Raw genomic sequence first — 18,670 nt, 5'->3', positions numbered from 1 at the left:
GTTGTCATATACACGGCAGAAGATGTTTGTATATCGTCATTACGCGGTATCGATATATACCATTTTCTGCATATTTTAAGCTTATTACGATGAAAACATGACAACGTTATCTGCACGTAAATACGGGCTTTTTGATATCAATACAATGCCGTGTTCCAGCCGTCTGATATATTATCACTATGATAATAAGAATACGTTATCATATATATCATATGTTATAAATAATATTTATTGCTCCTGATAAACACTATTTATCGGTTAGGGCTTTGCATTCTTTTGCAGACTCAGTTTCAGCTCCTCGATATATCGTTCACCTATCTCACTTAATGAACCGTGCTTCTTTCTGATATATCCTATCTCCATCACGGTATTGTGATTTTCGCTGTCCTCGCGGAATGGAACAACCACATAATCACTTCCGTTCATCTCTTCACATAGTATACCCGAACAAAGTGTATATCCGTAAAGTGTTTTCATAAGTTCACCCATAGCGGCGCGATCGGTGGCTTTTATCATTCGGGGATATATATTCTCGCTGAGTATCTCTTCTGCAAAAAGATATCCGTTGCTTCCGTTCTGTTCAAATGAAAGGCAAGGGTACGGCGCAAGCTGTTCCAGTCCGATAGATTCTTCCCCCGCAAGAGGATGTTCCCGCCACATATAAACATATGCGCGGCATTTTATCAGCCCTGTAAATTCAAGTTCGTTCTCCTCAAGCATTTTGGTTATGGGCTTGCGGTTAAATGAACTTATATACAGCACGCCTATCTCGCTTTTCAGGCTTCCCACATCATGTATGATATTCAGTGTCTCGGTCTCTCGTATAGCAAATTCAAATTCCAGTGTGCCGAACTGTTTTACAGTCTCGATGAATGCACTTACCGCGAATGAGTAATGCTGTGTCGATACTCCGAATTTTCGCTTCATATCCTTGTTGATATATTTTTCGCAGACAAGTTCGTACTGCCTGTACAGCTGTCCGATACTGCAAAGAAATTCCTCACCCTCTGCCGTTGGTACGACGCCTTTTGGCGTGCGCAGGAATATCTCTGCACCTATCTCGCGTTCTAGTTCGCGCACTGCATTGGTCAGCGTAGGCTGGGATATCCCAAGCTTGTCTGCCGCTTTGTTCATTGAACCGCTCTCGCTTATCATGAGGGCGTAGTTTATCTGCTGAAGTGTCATGGCTAACCTCCTGATTATTGGATTGTATAAACGAAAACGCTCATCGGTATTGTTATCTCGATGAGCGCCCTGAATATTGTTTCCGAAAGACAATATACACGATAGTCGGATCAGATATGCATAGCATCCATCGCCTTGATGTATTGCAGGCTCGGGATAAATATCCCTTCATGCTTATTTCCGCTGTATATCTGTTCGCCGTCTTTGTATACAAACAGCTGTGCGATAGGCACTTCCGTCCATTCATCGCCGTCAAGTGCTGTCGTAGCAAAAATATATCCCGAACCGAGTCTGCGGAACTTCATAGTGTCTTTCATGTTTTTATGTATATAAAGCAGCTCTCCGTCGTATATCATGAGATTAAGCTTGTTTTTATGTGACATCTCCTGAATGAGACCGTCCACAAGCTCACAGCGCTCCTGCTGTGAAAGTTCACCGTTTTGCTGTGCGTTGTTGAGGGTATCCATCAGGAATAAAAACAATCTTTCCGAATCCGTATCTCCGCATTGATTGTTAAGATATGGTATCAGTCTGCTGCCGGAATATATCGTCCCGTTGTGTATGAGTGTCCATTGTCTGCCTGTGATATCGCGCCCCGTGAAAGGGTGGCAGTTTTCCAGCTTTATCGAGCCTACGGTAGCAAATCTTATATGCCCGAGTACAGTTTTCTGTTCATCGATATTCTGCAGCAGCATTTCCAGCATAGCACTGTCAGATGCACGTTCACAGCCCCTTATCAGCCTGTCACCGTACATTATTCCCCAGCCGTGAGGATTGCTTTCACTGTGGGAGAAAAATACCTTTAGCTGTTCTTTGATATCTGTTGGTCCAGCGGCGGAAAAGCCGATAAGTTCACACATCTGTATCACCTTCTATCCGTAAATATTTTCATTGATTATCCTACTGCACAGGCGGTCACTGAGTTTAGCTTTTTCATATGCTATGACATTAAGATATTCTTCATTGTCAGTAAAACGCTCCGCCATCTTATCAAGTATCTGCTCTGCACGTTCAAGTATCGGTATACCATCTATCGTCACACCGTCAAGATCAAGCAAAGCCGCATTCTTGTGATTTTCAACAGCCTGTATCTGCAATTCATCCGTGTATTCAAAATCGGGCTGTTCCGAAAGATATACCGCCAGAAGATGTGCAAAGCGCAGATCGTCAGCGTTTATACCCAGAGTCTCCAGCGGGTTGATATCGAACATTCTAAGCTCGATATGGCTGACACCATTTTCAAAGTTCTCGATACTGTTAATACCCTTTGGTTTCAGTCTTATGGGCAGATACAGCTCACTTGCCGAAAACAGTCTGCCATCATCAACATAGCGCTGTATACTGTCAACATATGCTGAAAGGCTTTTAAATCTGAGTGTCGGTACAAAATTGTTCCAGTATCCTTTTTCGCTGCTTCTTATTGAAGCATATCTGCTCACCGCAGCGCCCTTTGCACCGTCTTCAAAAAGTGAACGGTCATATACGGGGCTTGAGGCAGTAAGCACCAGCGGCAGCCAGCTGTGTCTGCTGAACTGTTTGTACAGCCTTAGATAGAATTTATTTTTGAATTCGGAAAAGTTTTCGCCTGAAGATATGCTTTTCAGATATTCGTCATCAAAAGAAAAATTGAAATGTATACCCGAAAACAGCATCAGCTTTTTTCCGTAGCGCTGTTCCAGTTTTTCACGGTATAAACGCTTGCCCGAATGATCTCCTCTGAAATCTGCCACGTGTATCTCACTTTCGTCCGAAAAATGCGGCGGATTACTGTATATATGGAGTTGCTCATCCATCTCATTCAGTATTTTATTTACATTTCTATCCAGGCGTTCAAGCTCCTTCATAACACCGTCGATACTTGTACAGACAGGTGTTACCAGCTCTATCTGATTTTCACAGAAGTCGCGGGTTATCTCGCCGTCAGCATCGAATGGGTGAGGTATCTGTGAAAGTCTGCCGTTTTCATCAACACGGAGCGTCTCGCGTTCCAATCCGAAATTTCCTTTATATATAAGCTGATTATCCATTTGTCCTCCTTATATAGAAGTTAACGTCCTTATATGCATCTCCATATTATGGAATTAATCCTATTAAATCAATATGATAAATAGATTATATCATATAATTCCTATAATGTCAATATGAAATGTTGTAAACGAATTATTAACACCATTGCATATCAAAAAGCGCGGACAATTCATATCGTCCGCGCATCATATCAGAATTCATAAGGGGTTATCTGATAAACAAAATAGTTCAGCCAGTTTGAGAACAGCAGGCTCGAAGCCGATATCCAGCGGCTCTCGGGTTCTTTATCGGGGTCATCATCAGGAAAATAATTCTTAGGTATATCAGGTGAGATACCTTTATCCGTATCACGGATATATTCCTCAGCCAGTCTGTAAAGATCATACTCGGGATGACCGTTCACGAAAATATTCTTGCCGCCGTCTGAAACGATATATACACCTGTTTCATCGGACTCGGCAATTATGGAAAGTTCATTGACTTTCAGTATCTCATCTCTGTCGATGCCAGTATATCTCGAATGCGGCGCAAAAAAATTCTTATCAAAACCGCGTACAAGTTCATTGCCGGGTTCAGTTACAGTGTGTTTGAATATTCCCGAAAGCTTTCTTTCGAGATCAAACTTTGGCACGCCGTAGTGATAGTATAGCCCCGCCTGAGCCGCCCAGCACAGATATAATGTCGATGTTACGTGTATCCTGCTCCATTCAAATATCGCCGAAAGCTCACCCCAGTAATCCACATCTTCATATTCAAGTTTTTCAACAGGCGCACCTGTTATTATCAGACCATCATAATACTTGTGTTCTATCTGATAAAAGGGAAGATAGTTTTTTAAAAGATAGCTCATGGGAGTATTCTTATATTTATGTGTGGTAAGCCTTATAAATGTAACTTCGGTCTGCAATGGCGAATTGGAAAGCAGGCGCAGAAGCTGCTGCTCTGTCTCTTCCTTGTCGGGCATTATATTCAGCACAGCTATTTTAAGCTCTCTTATATCCTGGTGGATCGCACGTTCTTCTGTCATTGCAAAGATGTTTTCCTTTTTCAGCTTTTCAATAACGGGCAGTGTTTCCTTTAATCTGATCGGCATACGCTAGCTCTCCTTTTCATTATAGTTATCATATAGGTTTAGTATGTTTTTAGATTATAACACATTTTTCTACCCCTGTCAATAGTTTTTTTTCAATTTTTTCTCCCTGAATATCATATCGAAGCTCATAATATTTCAGCCGATATACGCTGTCTATTACACGTTATAAATTCTATCGATAACAAAGCCATTTTGCGATAACGTATTCTTATTATTACACATGATCCACCCCTAATGAAATATTTTTTTATCCTTATGACCCTGCAGACTCCCTTATTATCGGGAAAGATATCGTTATCACCATTGCCGTGAGAAACTGAATAAAATACCGTATCCGATAATAACAGCCCTCTGATATTGCGCAGTAAAGTGCTTTATCAGCACAAACCAAGACAACGTTATCACATTTCCAAATTGACTTTTGCCAATATTTCGGATAGAATTTAGTCATCGAAAAAACAGCAAACACAAAGGAGTTTTGGAAATGAAAAAGGAAAGTATTTTAGCAGCTATAATGGCATCGGCAATATTGCTGGCATCATGTTCGGTAAGCGAACAGGGAAGTTCCGATAATGAGAAAAAGGGCTCTGCTAATAACACTGCACAGAGCACAGGTGATTTCAAATACGGCAAGATAGATATCCCCGGCAAGGACGGTGCCCTCTGCGGCGCTCCTATCTATATAGCTTACGAGAACGGCTATTTTGCAGAAGAGGGCTTCGATGTGACCCTTATATCTGCCGATTTTGAAACAAGAAAGATCGGTCTCAACAACGGTTCCATACCGATAGTAAACGGAGATTTCCAGTTCTTCCCCTCGATCGAGAACGGTATAAACGTTAAGGTCGTCGATGGTCTGCACGAGGGCTGTATCAAGTTTGCAGTCAGCCCCGATTCCGATATCAAATCAGTTGATGACCTCAAAGGCAAGAAGATAGGCGTTGACGAAATAGGCGGCACACCTCATCAGGTGGCATCTCTCTGGCTGGAAAACGCAGGTATCTCCGCAGATCCTTCCGATGGTGAGGTAACATTCCTGCCTTACTCCGACGGCAACCTGGAGTTTGAAGCACTGGCAAACGGCGAGATAGATGTTGCAGCCCTTTGGGATCCGCTGGGTTCTATACACGAAAAAGCAGGCGATGTACGCATACTCTTCGATCTGGGCAAAGACCCCTATTTTGCAGATCACTTCTGCTGCTTCCTCTATGCATCGAATAAGGTACTGGAAGAAAACCCCGAAGAGGTCGCAGCTCTCCTCAGAGCATACCGCAAGGCTCAGGAATGGCTTTATGAGAACCCCGAAGAAGCCGTTGATATCATTATCAACAAAAATTACGCTTCCATCGAGGATAAGGAACTGGCAGTCGATCTGATAAAGAGCTACGGTTTCCCCTCAGCAGCCGAACATGATGCAAACTGGGATGCTCACGTTGAAGAGGACGTTAAGTATTTCGTTGACGGTCTTTCACAGATAGGCTACCTCAAGAGTGATCCCGACCAATTTGCAAAGGATATCTACCAGAAAGTTGAAGTAAAATAATAATCAGTACAGAGAGGAGATACAGTAACGTATGAACGGACAGATAGCTTTAAAAGGCAGCCTTCGGAACTCCGCTGAAAAGGAAAAGCCGACTGCCGAAAAGAAAGCAAAATGGGGATACAGGCACAACGGCTATTATGCCCTGAAAGCGCTGCTCACCATCTCGGGCTTTGTTGCTGCCATAATAATCAATATAGTATTCCCCCAGAAGGCGGCAGTCGAATTCAAGACCTACGTGATAAACGCATTTGGTCTTAGCGTCAGCCTTAATATAAACGATGCTTACATCTTCGTGCTTGTAGCGCTGATATTGATATTCACAGGCGCAGGCATCGTATCACTGAAAGATAAAAACAAGCGCAAAAAATTCTGCAAGGCAGCTGCATTCAGGTTTGCGCTGGGTATCGCCCTTGCGGTATGGGATATAGGCGGAACAAAATTACAGGTGTTCGCACAGCCCTTTTTCCCGGGACCCGCACAGGTCATCGAAGCATATCTTGCCGATGGTGAATATGTGGTACAGAATACCCTTTATTCCCTCAGGCTATACGCAGCAGGATTTTCCAGCGGTGTACTCCTCGGAGTCGGTACAGGCATACTCATCGGCTGGTTCCCGAAAGTATATTACTGGGTCTTCCCGATACTGAAAATAACAGGCGTTGTCCCCGCAGTGGCATGGATGCCCTTTGCACTTACCTTACTGCCTAACTCATTCACAGCAGCTGTGTTCCTCATCGTGATATGCGCATGGTTCCAGATAGCATTCCTTACTGCCCAGGGCATACAGTCCACACCCAAGCAGAATTATGAAGCCGCAAGGATACTCGGCAGTTCCCAGTTAGGTCTGATATTCAACGTTGCCATACCCCATGCTATGCCCGATATCTTCACAGGCATAAGTTCGGCAAATGCTATGGCTTTCACTACCCTCGTCATGAGCGAGATGCTGGGTCAGCCCGGCGGACTGGGTTACTACATAAACCAGTCGAAAGTCTGGAGCGCATATTACAAAGTTCTGGCAGCCATAATCATAATGGCAGTGCTGTTCTCTCTGATTAATTACCTTATAGGACGTATCCGCAAGCGTGCACTGCGCTGGCAGGAAGGAGTGCTGAAAAAATGAGCAGTACCATATTTGTAAATAATGTCAACAGGATATATACCGATGCCGAGGGCAATAAAGTCAACGCTCTTTATAATGTTGACCTTGATATCCGTCCCGGTGAATTCATTTCGATAATAGGACCCTCAGGCTGCGGAAAGACCACACTGCTTCGCCTTATAGCGGGTCTTGATAAACCCCAGTCGGGTGAACTTACCATAGACGGCAGCAAGATAACAGACGTTTCTCCCGAACGCGGATATGTTTTCCAGCAGGGCGGTCTGTTCCCCTGGCTGAATGTTGAGAACAATATTGCCTACGGACTTAAAGCCCGAAAGGTGTACAAGAAAAACAAGGACAAGATAAGCAGATATATCTCAATGGTGGGTCTTGACGGATTTGAGAGATCCTATCCCCACCAGATATCAGGCGGAATGGCACAGCGTGTCGCAATAGCAAGAGCACTTATCAACGAACCTAAAGCTCTTCTGCTTGACGAACCTATGGGCGCACTGGATTCCTTCACCCGTGCCGATCTTCAGGATAAGATACTAGAACTCTGGAAAGAGAACGGTATAACAATGATACTCGTCACCCACGATATCGACGAAGCTATATATCTCAGCGACAGGATAGTCATAATGACACCCCGTCCCGGAAAGATCAGCAAGCTGATCGATGTCGATCTTCCGAGACCCCGTCACCGCGGCGGTTCGGAATTTCTTGCAATGAGAAAATCAATACTCGAGCATTTTGAACTTGCGCAGGCACAGCCTCAGCCAGAGTATATGATATAAGGAAGAAGAATTATTGTGAAAGAAAAAATACGGGATACAGCAGGACTGATATTGTCGCTTCTGCTGACGATCGGATCGCTGACTTTTTTCAGAGCCTGTGATTCGGCAGAGGGCAGACATATGGCTTGCCACTGGGCACAGAATGCGATCACATTGATCGGCATAGTTCTGGTATTACAGTCCTTTATCAAACTTGTAATAAATCAGAAAGGTATAAAAACAGGACTTGCCATCGGTACAGCCGCTCTTGCCATAGTGGTCATATTCATACCCGGTACTGCCATAAACCTCTGCATGATGAAGCCCATGCGCTGTCACACAGTGTTCCGACCTGCCGTTACGGTGGTATCATCACTGCTTGCGATAGTATCAGTTATAGATATCATAACGAACCTTAGAAGATTGGGGAAAGAGAAATGAAACTGAAAACTCTGCCGCTGAAAAATCTGATAAAAAAGCCTTTCAGGACAGGTGCGCTCATACTCATCGCGGCACTGATGACCATAGCACTTTTCGGTGGTTCGGTGGCTTCTGCAAGTATGAAAAACGGTCTTGACAGCCTTGAACAGCGGCTGGGTGCTGATATAATAGTAGTTCCCGAAGAAGCAGAAGCTAAAGTCGAACTTGAAAATATACTGCTTCAGGGCACCCCGGGTTATTTCTATATGGATAAGTCGTTGGAGGAACAGATTGCAGCAATAGAGGGTGTTGAACTCACCTCCCCCCAGTACTTCCTCGTTTCTGCAAATGCCGAATGCTGTTCCGTTCAGGTGCAGATAATCGGTTTTGATGAAGAGTCGGATTTCTCAATAAAGCCTTGGCTGAAACAATGCTATGACGGTACTCTCGGCGAGAATGAGATAATCGTCGGTTCATCTCTTTCAACAAAAGTCGGTCATACGCTGAAACTCTACGGCGTTGACTGCAAGGCGGTCGGCAAGCTTGATGCAACGGGAACAGGACTTGATACAGCCATCTATACCACCCCCGATACGGTCCGCACACTGATAAAGGCTTCGCAGGAAAAGGGCATAGGCGTTCTCTCGAAGCAAAATCCCGATGATGTGATATCCTCGGTGTATGTAAAAGTCAGGGAGGGCTATGATATATCGGAAGTTGCAGGTGCTATAAATCTTCAAGTTGACGGCGTTGAAGCTGTACGCACACGCTCGATGATAACAGGCACCGCCGACAGACTTTCAGCAATTTCTGGCAGTATAGGCATCATCAGGAACGCTGTCTGGATACTTGCGGCAGTGCTGATGACAGCGGCATTTTCCGTACTGGCAGGTGTCCGCAGACGCGAATTTGCAATACTTAGGACAATAGGTTTCTCCCGCAGACAGCTTAGCGCAGAAGTATTTTCCGAAAGCAGTCTGATATGTGCAGGGGGGATAATCGCAGGCATACTGCTGACAGCAGTGACAGTTTTCCCCTTCGGAAGTCTGATAGAACAGCGCACGGGACTGCCGTATCTTTCCCCCGACTTGTTAAGCAATGTCAGATATGCAGTTTTAACAGCCGCGGCAGTTCTGCTGACAGGTGTGATATCCTCCGCATATTCGGCGTACAGACTCAGCCGCGCGGATACGGGAAATATACTCAGAGAGGGTGACTGACATGAATATAAGTGCTGAAAATATTGGAAAAAAATACAGCAAAAAAAGCCGCACTGTCACGGCTGTGCAGACCACTTCTGCCGAGTTTGAAAGCGGTAAACTGACAGTCATTTTCGGTCGCTCGGGAAGCGGAAAAACCACACTTCTGAATATCCTTTCGGGTCTGATAAAGCCGACTTCGGGCAGTGTTACATATGACGGAAAAGATATTTTCTCCCTTGATGACAGGGAACTTTCCAAGTTTCGTGCCGGGAATATAGGTTATATCCCCCAGGGTCAGAGTTCGCTTTCAGCACTTACGGTCGCAGAAAATCTGATACTTCCCGCGGCACTTATCGGCAGAGATATTCCCGATGACGAAGTCGAAAAACTGCTGATAACAGTGGGTCTTGCAGATCTGAAAAACGCATACCCGAATGAACTTTCCGGTGGCGAACTCAGAAGACTTGCCATCGCAAGGGCGCTTATAAACAAGCCCTCTGTGATATTTGCCGATGAACCCACAAACGATCTTGACGACGAGAACACAAGGATTGTTTTTGAACTTTTGAAAAAAACAGCAAAGCAGGGAACAGCAGTGATCGTTGTCACCCACGATACAACAGCGGCAGATCATGCCGACACCATATACCGCATGGACGCAGGAGTTTTAACAAAACAGGAGGGGATAAAACGTGAGATCGCGTAAAGGAAATATAAAAGATCTTGAAGAACTGGCGGCGATAGAAAGTACCTGTTTTCCGCCCGAACAGGCCGCGGGACTTGAACAGTTCCGTGCAAGGCTTAAAAAATACCCGCATCATTTTCTGGTGCTTTGCGATGACAATGATAGGATAATTTCATTCATCAACGGCTTTGTTACCGACATTCCCGACCTTACGGACGAAATGTACGCAAAGCCCGATATGCATAATGAAAAGGGTTCGTGGCAGATGATATTCGGACTTAATACCCTGCCCGACCACAGGCGCAGAGGATATGCGCAGACCCTTATGAACGAGTTTCTGTCCATAGCAAGATCAGAGGGCAGGCGCGGTGCAGTCCTCACCTGCAAGGAATCTCTTATAGAATTTTATGAGCGTTTCGGTTTTGTCAACGAGGGCGTTTCCGCAGGTTCGGTCATAGGCGGAGTTAAATGGTATCAGATGAGGAGATCATTCTGATGCGAAAAACTTATATCCCAATACTCACAGCGCTGTTCCTTATAGGCTGCGGAACTTCCGTAAATGCAAGCGTAGCCGAACCTGTAAAAACGCAGGCGGAAGTGAAGTCCGAGACCACTGATGTCAGCCGCGGAGAGTACGATACATTTTTCGGCGTGCTGATGGACGAGTGCTGTTCCGATATCGAAGACCCCGCATTTCACGAAACCAACTGTATGTTTATGGAAGGCTGCCGTGAAAGCGGATACGGTCTTGATATTAGGCAGGAAGACGGTTCATGGGTGTTTTATATGTTCGATGAAGCAGGTCAGCAGCTGACCCTTGATTATCTTGAACAGACAGAACGCGTTGACGGTCTTTATGTCACCGTTACAGGCACTATGGAAAATGAAGTAATAAAAGTAATATCAATTGAAGAAAGTTGAGGAAAGAAAATGAAGAACAGTATCATCAAAAACGGCACAGCAGTGCTTGCATCATTCGTGGCAGCAGGAGCGATCATTTCTGCGAATACAGCATTTGAAGCATCAGCCGAACAGACAAACAATGTACAGGTCGTAGTTACCGATTATGCCGATCTCTGGACAAGCGAGGATATAACCGTTGAGGAAGGCACCACAGTTCAGTGGTATGTATCTGTACCCGAAGACACCGAACCCAGAGGATGCGGTGCTACCGTAAAGATACCGGGTCTGGGATTCGGTACCGATACTCACAACAAGGAAGAGGGTCACATTGTATTGCAGAAAGGTGAGAACTTTATCTACGAGTTCACCACCGATGAACCCGGTGATATTCTGTTCACCTGCTGGATGGGTTCAGGCTGCCACAAAAATTATATCCATGTAAAACAGGCAGTATCTCCCGCACTGGAAGATCTCAGTTCAGCCGAAGTTGAAGCCCCCGAAAGTACCGTTTCAGTAGAATCAGCCCCTGAAAGTGCTGACGAAAATGCTGCAAATGCAGAGATATCTTCAACATCAGGAAGTACATCTTCAAGTGAAAGTTCAGCAGTATCTTCTTCTGCTTCCGAAGTTTCAAGCAAGGCTGACAGCACTTCAAGCAATACTAATACCGCAGCTGCAAAAGCAAACAATAATCCGCAGACAGGCATAAACCTTGTCGGCGGGACCCTGGCATCAATACTGATGGTAGCCAGTACAGCATTTGTGATAAGAAAAAGGAAGAACTGATATCAGTACATAAACCTGAGTAAAAAATCAAGCCGTAGTATTTCTGACATTTAGTCAGAGGTACTATGGCTTTTATCATTGATCTGTTTTTTTGAAAGTATACGAGTTCGCACCTCTTCACTCCGAACTCGTGCGCGGAAAAAAGAGCGCAGACGTCTATCCGCGCTCTGAATATTTTTATTTGCAAAATCTGCCCGGTCGGGAAGTACGGTCTCTGTCAATTATTCCTCATCGTCAGAGGGCATATTCTCCCAGTTGTGGTAAACGTTCTGAACGTCGTCGTTGTCCTCCAGATACTCCAGCAGCAGACCCATCTTCTTGATGGAATCCTCGTCTGTCAGGGTAACATAAGTGGAAGGTATCTTGTCAGCCTCAGCGGAAAGTACCTTGTATCCCAGACCCTCCAGTGATTCTCTTACAGCAGTTACGCTGTTGGGAGCGCAAGCTATCTCAACAACATCGTCTTCAACGTTGAAGTCGTCAGCGCCTGCCTCAAAAACGTCGTCCATTATCTTGTCTTCGTCAGCGCCGTTGTTCTCGATAACAACAGTACCAACATCAGAGAACAGATAGGATACACAGCCCGAGTTGCCCATGTTTCCGCCGAACTTGCTGAAATAGCTTCTTACATCGGCAGCAGTTCTGTTCTTGTTGTCTGTCAGGCACTCAACGATAACAGCAACACCGTTAGGACCGTAGCCCTCGTATACCATTGATTCGTAGTTGTTCTTGTCGCCGTCGCCCGCAGCCTTCTTGATTATTCTGTCGATATTGTCGTTAGGCACGTTGTTAGCCTTTGCTTTAGCGATAAGATCTCTCAGCTTTGCGTTGCCTGCAGGGTCGGGACCGCCCATCTTAACTACAACTGCGATCTCTCTGCCTATCTTGGTGAATATCTTAGCTCTCGCAGCGTCGGTAGCACCCTTTTTTCTCTTGATATTTTCCCACTTTGAATGTCCTGACATAAAATTCACTCCTTGATCTTTTCCTTGAATTCGTCCTCGCCGTGTTCCCAGCAAAGACCGAACAGCACATCGATTCGTTCATGCTGTGCTGTAAGATATAAATAACCGAATAAACATTCCAACCCCGTAGCATTGCGGTATTCAGCTATCGTGGAATGTTTCGGTGCATTAACTTTAGTGTTGCGTCCGCGCTTGAAGACCTCAGCTTCGTTCTCGGTAAGCACGCCATGCTCCTGTAAAAGCGCCGCACATTCCGATTGATACTCCGCGCATACCCTGCTCACAGCCAGCCTGTGCAGCTTGTGTGAGGGCATATCCGCCGCAAGAAGTATCTTTGTCCTCACCAGCTGTTCATATACAGCATCGCCCAGAAAAGCCAGCGAAAGAGGTGAGTACTGATTAGCTTCGTGTCGCGTCATCTCAATATCCATAGGTATCACCCTTACGGAATATACTCAAACTCGAAATCGAATACCGCAACGGTATCGCCCTCCTGAATGCCCATAGCTTCAAGCTTTCTGATTATGCCGCTTGATACCAGCACATTCTGGAAGTACTGAAGTGACGAGTAGTCGTCCATATCCGCAACTCTGAGTATATCGTAAAGCCAGTCTGCCTCCACGAAGTAAACACCGTCCTCCACCGTGATGGAAAATTCGCGTTTGTTGGTGTTCTTTCTCTCGACTTCCTCGGGTGTGAGGGGCTGTGCTTCAAATCTCTTGACGGGGGGAAGCTCTGCAAGCTTCTCGTTTATACCGTAGATAAGCTCCTGCGTGCCCTTTGTGGTAGCCGCAGATATCTCGTAGTAGGGAAGTTCCAGCTTTTCGATGTATTCCTTGAATCTTGCTATCTGCTCGGGGGAAGCCATATCGGTCTTGTTTGCCGCAACTATCTGCGGTGCCGCAGCCAGGTCCTCCGAGAAATTTGCAAGCTCCTTGTTTATGGCTTCAAAGTCCTCGATGGGGTCACGACCCTCGATGCCTGAAACATCCACCACATGGACTATCAGTCTGCACCTTTCAACGTGTCTCAGGAACTCATGTCCCAGACCGATGCCCTCGCTTGCGCCCTCGATAAGTCCGGGGATATCAGCCATAACGAATGACCTTTCCTCACCCACCTTGACAACGCCCAGTACAGGCACAAGTGTGGTGAAGTGGTAATTGGCTATCTTGGGCTTAGCCGCTGAAACTACCGATATCAGCGTAGATTTTCCCACATTCGGGAATCCCACCAGACCAACGTCCGCCAGAAGCTTCAGCTCCAGCCTGATATTGAATTCCTCGCCCCTGAAACCGGGCTTTGCGAATCTGGGTATCTGTCTTGTAGATGTGGCAAAATGAGCATTTCCGCGTCCGCCCTTGCCGCCGTGTGCCACGGTAACAGGCTCGTCCGCAGACATATCAGCCAGTATCCTGCCTGTATCAGCGTCCTTGATGACCGTACCTCTCGGTACTTTTATCACAAGGTCGGGAGCGCTTCTTCCGTAGGAATTCTTAGCGCCGCCATTCTGACCCTTTTCTGCCACGTATTTTTTCTTGTATCTGAAATCAATAAGGTTCGAGATGTTGTCATCGACCTTAAAGATGATATCTCCGCCTTTTCCGCCGTCACCTCCGTCGGGACCGCCTGCTGCGACATATTTTTCGCGGTGGAACGATACCGCACCATCGCCGCCGTCGCCTGCTTTGATATAGATTTTTGCCTGATCGACGAACATTCTCCGACCTCCTTATCAAAACCTGTAAACTATATTATAAATCATATCCGATGAGCTTTAGAAATAGCCTCTGTCCCTGCGCTCTCTGCGCCGCCGTTCTTCTTCCTTTTCACGCTGTATCCTGGCGTGTGCCATCATCACAAGTGCGTCTTCTTTGTCTGAAAAAGTGAACCCGGGCTCATAAACTCTGTCACTGCTGTAATTATCAGCTACACTCTTTGACTTTAATCCAAGGAATATATTCAATAACCCGATGGCACCGAATATTCCCAACAAAAACTGCGTTCCGGTGGGAGGATCCAGCTTTCTGTATTCACGCTCGGCTTTTTTGCTATTACATTTCAGCTGCGAAACAGGATAGTGCCTGCCCCAGTCGGTGGTGTACATCGTCACCTGTGAGCTTTTGTAATTCCTGAAAAGCTTGTAATACTCATATGGAACAATATCCGAAAACAGTACAGTCTTGCCGTCATTGTCGCTGTCGCTCTCATCACGGTAGTTTATATTGACCTTCATCCTGCCTTCTTCTTTTTTCTGCGTTTTTTTCTCAGCTTTATCAGCCTTATCGGCATCATAGTCGGGATCTTCACGGACTACTTTTACGTAATACGTCGTTGCCGTTCCGCCTTTTGAAGTTCTGCGATGCTTTGAACTTGTAGTCACAGTGCAGTTGTCATAGGTCTCATACTGCTTGACTTTAGTATAGCCGAAAGCCGTTTTATACGCAAAAACAGCGAGAGTAATGCAGATAATGAATATTCCAATCTTAAAGTAAGACCTGCTCATCTCTCTATTGATATTTTGATTATTATTCATTTTTGCTGTCCTAAGATATCATCTGTTGTTTATTCAATATTATGTCGGTATTACCGTCGTTATATCCGATCTTTTTATCTTTTTCTCTTTTATAAAAAGACCCCGAGCAAAGTAAGCTCAGGGTCTGTCTTTTCGCAATTAAGCCTGAGGATAAACAGAAACCTTCTTACGGTCCTTACCCATTCTTTCAAATCTTACAACACCGTCGCTGGTTGCGAACAGAGTGTCATCAGAACCACGCTTAACGTTCTCACCGGGATGAATGTGAGTACCTCTCTGGCGAACCAGGATGTTGCCGGCCAGTACGAACTGTCCGTCAGCTCTCTTCACACCAAGTCTCTTGGACTCGGACTCACGGCCGTTCTTGGTAGAACCCATTCCCTTTTTATGAGCGAAAAACTGCATTGAGATCTTTATCATTTGAAATTACACCTCCATGTAACGTGATAAGTCAGCCTCAGCCGACTTTCAGCTTGATATGCCCAGGAAATTCGTCCTTCAGATTATACAGATGGATCAGAAGTCCCATCAGAATCTTGTCCGCGTTCTCATCGGGCTTTTTCATGTCAAGCCTTATCTCGTTCTCTCCCACCTCGACATCAGCTTCCAGCCTGAAAGCTTCAGTGATGGTGTTAGCCGCCATCATAACAGCGGAACTGACGCTTGCACAGCAAACATCGAACCCGAGATCTGCAAGCCCTGCATGACCCGAAACGCGAAAGCCTGTAAGCATATCGCTTTCATTCTTGAAAAAATCTGCGGCGATCATAAGACCAACTCACAAATTATGCGTTGATAGCTTCGATAACTACCTTGGTGTAGGGCTGTCTGTGACCCATCTTTCTCTTCTCACCCTTCTTGGGCTTGTAAGTGAAAACTGTGATCTTCTTAGCCTTGCCGTTCTTGACTACCTTTGCGGATACGGTCGCACCCTCAACGTAAGGAGCACCAACCTTGATACCTGCATCAGAACCAACTGCCATTACCTTGTCAAAAGTAACGCTCTCGTCTGCATTAACGCTGAGCTTCTCGATGTAGAGCTCGTCGCCTGCCTTTACCTGATACTGCTTTCCGCCTGTTTCAATTACTGCGTACATCTATATGCACCTGCCTTTACATGAACTCGCTACGCGCGGTGGTGTCATCAAGACACACTTATATAAACCGTGAATATGCGGCTTTATTATCATAACATACTTCATTGTAAAAGTCAATATATCTTTCACGCTTAACAGAAATTTTACACTTTCTATCCGAGCTCTTTAAAAGCGTCCTTTATTGACTTAGCTCCGATGACCTTTATGCCGTACTTTGCGGTGTTTATCTTCTTCGCCGCATAATAGGGGATTATCACTTTTTCAAAGCCCATTCTCTCGGCTTCCTGTATGCGCTGTTCCGCATGGGTGATGTTCCTGAGTTCTCCGCCAAGACCTATCTCGCCCAGTGCAATGGTCTTTTCGTCCACCACCTTGTCGGTCACGCTTGAATACAGCGCCATAGCCACAGTCAGGTCAGCCGCCGTATCGTCCAGCTTCAGACCTCCTACTATATTAATAAATACGTCCAGCCCGCCGAAGAAGTATCCCAGCCGCTTTTCAAGCACTGCCAGTATTATGGACATCCTGTAATAGTCAAAGCCCGTAGCCGTCCTCCTGGGCTGTGAGGTACTGCTTTTCGATACAAGTGCCTGAACTTCCGCCATGATAGGGCGTGAACCCTCCATTACGCAGGCGACACAGCTGCCCGAAACGTTAAGCGGTCTGCCCTCAAGCATCAGCATCGAGGGGTTGTCCACCTCCAGAAGTCCCGCGTCAGCCATCTCGAAAACGCCTATCTCGTTGGTTGAACCGAAACGGTTCTTGACCGCACGGAGTATCCTGTAAGTCATATTCCTCTGACCCTCAAAATACAGCACGCAGTCAACGATATGTTCCATTACCTTAGGTCCTGCGATGGCGCCGTCCTTGTTGACATGACCCACGATGAATATGGGTATCTCCTCGGATTTCGCCGTCCTCATGAACATATTGGTACACTCGCGCACCTGTGTCACCGACCCCTGTGCCGAGGATATGCCGCTTATGCTCATGGTCTGTATCGAGTCGATAATGACTATCTCGGGCTTTTCCTTGACTATCGCCGCGCATATGCTTTCTGCGTCCGTTTCAGCCAGCAGGTAGAGGTTCTCGTTATCCACGCCCAGTCTGTCAGCTCTGAGCTTTATCTGCCTTGCGGATTCCTCGCCCGATACATATAATATAGTATGGTCGTCGCCCATGGTCTGGCATATCTGCAAAAGCATGGTGGATTTGCCTATGCCGGGTTCACCGCCCAGAAGTACCAGCGAACCCTTTACAAGTCCGCCGCCAAGCACTCTGTTGAGTTCATTCATGCCCGTGTCATAGCGTATCTCGCGGACACTTGCGTCCACCGCACCGATGTTCAGTATGCTGTCGGAGATATCCTTTACAGCCGAACCTCTGCTTTTGCCCGCAGTTCTCGCGGATACCTGTATCTCCACCTCTTCAAAGGTGTTCCATTCGCCGCATTCGGGGCATTTTCCGTTCCATTTGCTTGCTTCAAACCCGCAGTTCGAGCATACATAAGCGCTTTTCGCCTTAGCCATCACTCACCTCAGAATTCGTAGTCGATGCAGGCTCTTTCTTCCTTTACGGTCGCCACAAATTTGCCGAAGTTTATATGCGTATCCGAAGTCTGATAAGCGTTAAGGTCTTCAACGCTGTCAAAATCGAATATCAGCGAAACATCATAGTTGCTGTCGGGAGTTCTCTTATCGTTGTATACTACCTCGTATCTTTTCAGCTGAGGGATAGCTTTCAGGCTTTCAGCCCTCTCGCAGAATTCCTTTATCAGCGCGTCCTTGTTTTCGTTTTTAAGTTTGAACATACAAATGTGTCTTATCATTTTTTTGACCTCCTCAGATCATTACTGCAACCATTATAACACCTGATAGTGCAAATGTAAAGCCCCAAAAATCAGAAGTCCGTTTTTTTACCCTGAAACAGATCTCTTCTGCGAATGGACACATCTGTCTGTTACCTGAAATCTACCATTAAAACAATGTGAGAAATGCACATATCCGCATCTGTGACGCTGTGCAAACAACTGTTTTTAAATTTAACTCAGACATATTTCTGCAAGAGTTGTACAAAAACGTACAACTTTTCCACCAAGATCGCTGATAGTAGAAAAACATAAATTTTTCTAAGCATAGCAAAAAGCACGAAGCCACTTCCGATACTGCGATGCCCGACCGTGATACTGACCGAGTTTGCGAAGCGTGAAACGATGTAAACGCAGCCGACACTGTCGCCATCGGGGTACGTTGGTGCGGATCTTGGATAAAGCTTTTTCTAATATTTCTTCCGATCATACGCACGATGGCAGGCAGCACCGACTATGACTACGGGATATGAGGTGCGTGT

22 protein-coding genes are annotated in these 18,670 nt (G+C 45.8%); 9 read left to right on the top strand and 13 right to left on the bottom strand.

All coding sequences use genetic code 11. The features are described 5' to 3' along the window. Nucleotides 1-258: 258 nt before the first annotated feature. The 4 genes from N773_RS0107500 to N773_RS0107485 all read right to left on the bottom strand — a co-directional run bounded on the left by N773_RS0107500 (nucleotide 259) and on the right by N773_RS0107485 (nucleotide 4,306). Nucleotides 259-1,185: a LysR family transcriptional regulator gene (locus N773_RS0107500; protein WP_024857211.1), complete on the bottom strand. Its 927-nt coding sequence runs from the start codon at nucleotides 1,183-1,185 to the stop codon at nucleotides 259-261. Between the two features lie 110 nt (nucleotides 1,186-1,295). Then, nucleotides 1,296-2,045 (bottom strand): class II glutamine amidotransferase, encoded by a 750-nt coding sequence (locus N773_RS0107495; RefSeq protein ID WP_024857210.1) that lies wholly within the window; start codon nucleotides 2,043-2,045, stop codon nucleotides 1,296-1,298. Between the two features lie 12 nt (nucleotides 2,046-2,057). Then, the gene (locus N773_RS0107490) at nucleotides 2,058-3,212 is read right to left on the bottom strand and encodes a glutathione synthase (RefSeq protein WP_024857209.1); all 1,155 of its coding nucleotides are present in this window, start codon (nucleotides 3,210-3,212) and stop codon (nucleotides 2,058-2,060) included. Nucleotides 3,213-3,403: 191 nt separating this feature from the next. Beyond that, complete coding sequence (locus N773_RS0107485; RefSeq protein ID WP_024857208.1) at nucleotides 3,404-4,306, bottom strand: homoserine O-succinyltransferase; 903 nt, start codon at nucleotides 4,304-4,306, stop codon at nucleotides 3,404-3,406. A 514-nt stretch (nucleotides 4,307-4,820) separates the two neighbouring features. Between N773_RS0107485 and N773_RS0107480 the strand changes: the two genes are divergently transcribed. The 9 genes from N773_RS0107480 to N773_RS0107440 are packed head-to-tail and all read left to right on the top strand — an operon-like array spanning nucleotide 4,821 to nucleotide 11,723. Continuing rightward, nucleotides 4,821-5,849: an ABC transporter substrate-binding protein gene (locus N773_RS0107480; protein WP_431602478.1), complete on the top strand. Its 1,029-nt coding sequence runs from the start codon at nucleotides 4,821-4,823 to the stop codon at nucleotides 5,847-5,849. 31 nt (nucleotides 5,850-5,880) lie between these two features. Beyond that, nucleotides 5,881-6,972, top strand: a complete 1,092-nt coding sequence (locus tag N773_RS0107475; RefSeq protein WP_024857206.1) for an ABC transporter permease — start codon at nucleotides 5,881-5,883, stop codon at nucleotides 6,970-6,972. After that, nucleotides 6,969-7,748, top strand: coding sequence for an ABC transporter ATP-binding protein (locus N773_RS0107470; protein ID WP_024857205.1), 780 nt, complete (start codon nucleotides 6,969-6,971; stop codon nucleotides 7,746-7,748). Before N773_RS0107475 ends, N773_RS0107470 begins: the two co-directional genes overlap by 4 nt. Nucleotides 7,749-7,763: 15 nt before the next feature. Then, nucleotides 7,764-8,168 (top strand): DUF4418 family protein, encoded by a 405-nt coding sequence (locus N773_RS0107465; protein ID WP_024857204.1) that lies wholly within the window; start codon nucleotides 7,764-7,766, stop codon nucleotides 8,166-8,168. Further along, the gene (locus N773_RS0107460; RefSeq protein ID WP_024857203.1) at nucleotides 8,165-9,367 is read left to right on the top strand and encodes an ABC transporter permease; all 1,203 of its coding nucleotides are present in this window, start codon (nucleotides 8,165-8,167) and stop codon (nucleotides 9,365-9,367) included. The genes N773_RS0107465 and N773_RS0107460 overlap by 4 nt, the downstream gene beginning before the upstream one ends. Nucleotide 9,368: 1 nt before the next feature. Beyond that, entirely contained in the window at nucleotides 9,369-10,055 is a 687-nt protein-coding gene (locus tag N773_RS0107455) for an ABC transporter ATP-binding protein (protein WP_024857202.1), read from the top strand. After that, the gene (locus tag N773_RS0107450) at nucleotides 10,042-10,530 is read left to right on the top strand and encodes a GNAT family N-acetyltransferase (RefSeq protein ID WP_043537844.1); all 489 of its coding nucleotides are present in this window, start codon (nucleotides 10,042-10,044) and stop codon (nucleotides 10,528-10,530) included. Before N773_RS0107455 ends, N773_RS0107450 begins: the two co-directional genes overlap by 14 nt. Continuing rightward, the gene (locus tag N773_RS0107445; RefSeq protein WP_155250866.1) at nucleotides 10,503-10,955 is read left to right on the top strand and encodes a hypothetical protein; all 453 of its coding nucleotides are present in this window, start codon (nucleotides 10,503-10,505) and stop codon (nucleotides 10,953-10,955) included. The genes N773_RS0107450 and N773_RS0107445 overlap by 28 nt, the downstream gene beginning before the upstream one ends. 9 nt (nucleotides 10,956-10,964) lie before the next feature. Continuing rightward, entirely contained in the window at nucleotides 10,965-11,723 is a 759-nt protein-coding gene (locus tag N773_RS0107440; protein WP_024857199.1) for an NPXTG-anchored protein, read from the top strand. A 221-nt stretch (nucleotides 11,724-11,944) separates the two neighbouring features. Here the strand turns inward: N773_RS0107440 and N773_RS0107435 are convergent, their stop codons facing one another. The 9 genes from N773_RS0107435 to N773_RS0107395 all read right to left on the bottom strand — a co-directional run bounded on the left by N773_RS0107435 (nucleotide 11,945) and on the right by N773_RS0107395 (nucleotide 18,149). Then, nucleotides 11,945-12,688 (bottom strand): YebC/PmpR family DNA-binding transcriptional regulator, encoded by a 744-nt coding sequence (locus N773_RS0107435; RefSeq protein WP_024857198.1) that lies wholly within the window; start codon nucleotides 12,686-12,688, stop codon nucleotides 11,945-11,947. A gap of 5 nt (nucleotides 12,689-12,693) precedes the next feature. Beyond that, complete coding sequence (locus tag N773_RS0107430; RefSeq protein WP_024857197.1) at nucleotides 12,694-13,119, bottom strand: Mini-ribonuclease 3; 426 nt, start codon at nucleotides 13,117-13,119, stop codon at nucleotides 12,694-12,696. Between the two features lie 11 nt (nucleotides 13,120-13,130). After that, on the bottom strand, nucleotides 13,131-14,408 hold the full coding sequence (obgE, locus tag N773_RS0107425) for a GTPase ObgE (RefSeq protein ID WP_024857196.1): 1,278 nt from the start codon (nucleotides 14,406-14,408) through the stop codon (nucleotides 13,131-13,133). Between the two features lie 57 nt (nucleotides 14,409-14,465). After that, nucleotides 14,466-15,194, bottom strand: a complete 729-nt coding sequence (locus N773_RS0107420) for a hypothetical protein (RefSeq protein ID WP_196231609.1) — start codon at nucleotides 15,192-15,194, stop codon at nucleotides 14,466-14,468. A 168-nt stretch (nucleotides 15,195-15,362) separates the two neighbouring features. Then, nucleotides 15,363-15,644, bottom strand: coding sequence for a 50S ribosomal protein L27 (rpmA, locus tag N773_RS0107415; protein ID WP_013498949.1), 282 nt, complete (start codon nucleotides 15,642-15,644; stop codon nucleotides 15,363-15,365). Nucleotides 15,645-15,681: 37 nt separating this feature from the next. Next, on the bottom strand, nucleotides 15,682-15,993 hold the full coding sequence (locus N773_RS0107410; RefSeq protein ID WP_024857194.1) for a ribosomal-processing cysteine protease Prp: 312 nt from the start codon (nucleotides 15,991-15,993) through the stop codon (nucleotides 15,682-15,684). Between the two features lie 16 nt (nucleotides 15,994-16,009). Beyond that, on the bottom strand, nucleotides 16,010-16,321 hold the full coding sequence (rplU, locus tag N773_RS0107405; RefSeq protein WP_024857193.1) for a 50S ribosomal protein L21: 312 nt from the start codon (nucleotides 16,319-16,321) through the stop codon (nucleotides 16,010-16,012). 152 nt (nucleotides 16,322-16,473) lie between these two features. After that, the gene (gene radA, locus N773_RS0107400; RefSeq protein ID WP_024857192.1) at nucleotides 16,474-17,850 is read right to left on the bottom strand and encodes a DNA repair protein RadA; all 1,377 of its coding nucleotides are present in this window, start codon (nucleotides 17,848-17,850) and stop codon (nucleotides 16,474-16,476) included. An 8-nt stretch (nucleotides 17,851-17,858) separates the two neighbouring features. Next, the gene (locus tag N773_RS0107395; RefSeq protein ID WP_013498945.1) at nucleotides 17,859-18,149 is read right to left on the bottom strand and encodes a Dabb family protein; all 291 of its coding nucleotides are present in this window, start codon (nucleotides 18,147-18,149) and stop codon (nucleotides 17,859-17,861) included. Nucleotides 18,150-18,670: the final 521 nt, after the last annotated feature.

The sequence above is a fragment of the Ruminococcus albus AD2013 genome (assembly GCF_000526775.1).
GTDB classification, from domain to species: domain Bacteria; phylum Bacillota; class Clostridia; order Oscillospirales; family Ruminococcaceae; genus Hominimerdicola; species Hominimerdicola alba_A.
This window is presented reverse-complemented; position numbering and strand designations above follow the sequence as displayed.

Bases quoted from the DNA above. Each gene is read 5' to 3' on its own strand.
- N773_RS0107470 (WP_024857205.1), top strand. From the start codon at position 6,969: ATGAGCAGTACCATATTTGTAAATAATGTCAACAGGATATATACCGAT.
- rplU (WP_024857193.1), bottom strand. From the start codon at position 16,321: ATGTACGCAGTAATTGAAACAGGCGGAAAGCAGTATCAGGTAAAGGCA.
- N773_RS0107480 (WP_431602478.1), top strand. From the start codon at position 4,821: ATGGCATCGGCAATATTGCTGGCATCATGTTCGGTAAGCGAACAGGGA.
- N773_RS0107420 (WP_196231609.1), bottom strand. From the start codon at position 15,194: ATGAGCAGGTCTTACTTTAAGATTGGAATATTCATTATCTGCATTACT.
- N773_RS0107455 (WP_024857202.1), top strand. From the start codon at position 9,369: ATGAATATAAGTGCTGAAAATATTGGAAAAAAATACAGCAAAAAAAGC.
- N773_RS0107440 (WP_024857199.1), top strand. From the start codon at position 10,965: ATGAAGAACAGTATCATCAAAAACGGCACAGCAGTGCTTGCATCATTC.
- radA (WP_024857192.1), bottom strand. From the start codon at position 17,850: ATGGCTAAGGCGAAAAGCGCTTATGTATGCTCGAACTGCGGGTTTGAA.
- N773_RS0107485 (WP_024857208.1), bottom strand. From the start codon at position 4,306: ATGCCGATCAGATTAAAGGAAACACTGCCCGTTATTGAAAAGCTGAAA.
- N773_RS0107495 (WP_024857210.1), bottom strand. From the start codon at position 2,045: ATGTGTGAACTTATCGGCTTTTCCGCCGCTGGACCAACAGATATCAAA.
- N773_RS0107435 (WP_024857198.1), bottom strand. From the start codon at position 12,688: ATGTCAGGACATTCAAAGTGGGAAAATATCAAGAGAAAAAAGGGTGCT.
- N773_RS0107475 (WP_024857206.1), top strand. From the start codon at position 5,881: ATGAACGGACAGATAGCTTTAAAAGGCAGCCTTCGGAACTCCGCTGAA.
- N773_RS0107445 (WP_155250866.1), top strand. From the start codon at position 10,503: ATGGTATCAGATGAGGAGATCATTCTGATGCGAAAAACTTATATCCCA.
- N773_RS0107430 (WP_024857197.1), bottom strand. From the start codon at position 13,119: ATGGATATTGAGATGACGCGACACGAAGCTAATCAGTACTCACCTCTT.
- N773_RS0107500 (WP_024857211.1), bottom strand. From the start codon at position 1,185: ATGACACTTCAGCAGATAAACTACGCCCTCATGATAAGCGAGAGCGGT.
- N773_RS0107395 (WP_013498945.1), bottom strand. From the start codon at position 18,149: ATGATAAGACACATTTGTATGTTCAAACTTAAAAACGAAAACAAGGAC.
- N773_RS0107460 (WP_024857203.1), top strand. From the start codon at position 8,165: ATGAAACTGAAAACTCTGCCGCTGAAAAATCTGATAAAAAAGCCTTTC.
- N773_RS0107490 (WP_024857209.1), bottom strand. From the start codon at position 3,212: ATGGATAATCAGCTTATATATAAAGGAAATTTCGGATTGGAACGCGAG.
- obgE (WP_024857196.1), bottom strand. From the start codon at position 14,408: ATGTTCGTCGATCAGGCAAAAATCTATATCAAAGCAGGCGACGGCGGC.
- rpmA (WP_013498949.1), bottom strand. From the start codon at position 15,644: ATGATAAAGATCTCAATGCAGTTTTTCGCTCATAAAAAGGGAATGGGT.
- N773_RS0107410 (WP_024857194.1), bottom strand. From the start codon at position 15,993: ATGATCGCCGCAGATTTTTTCAAGAATGAAAGCGATATGCTTACAGGC.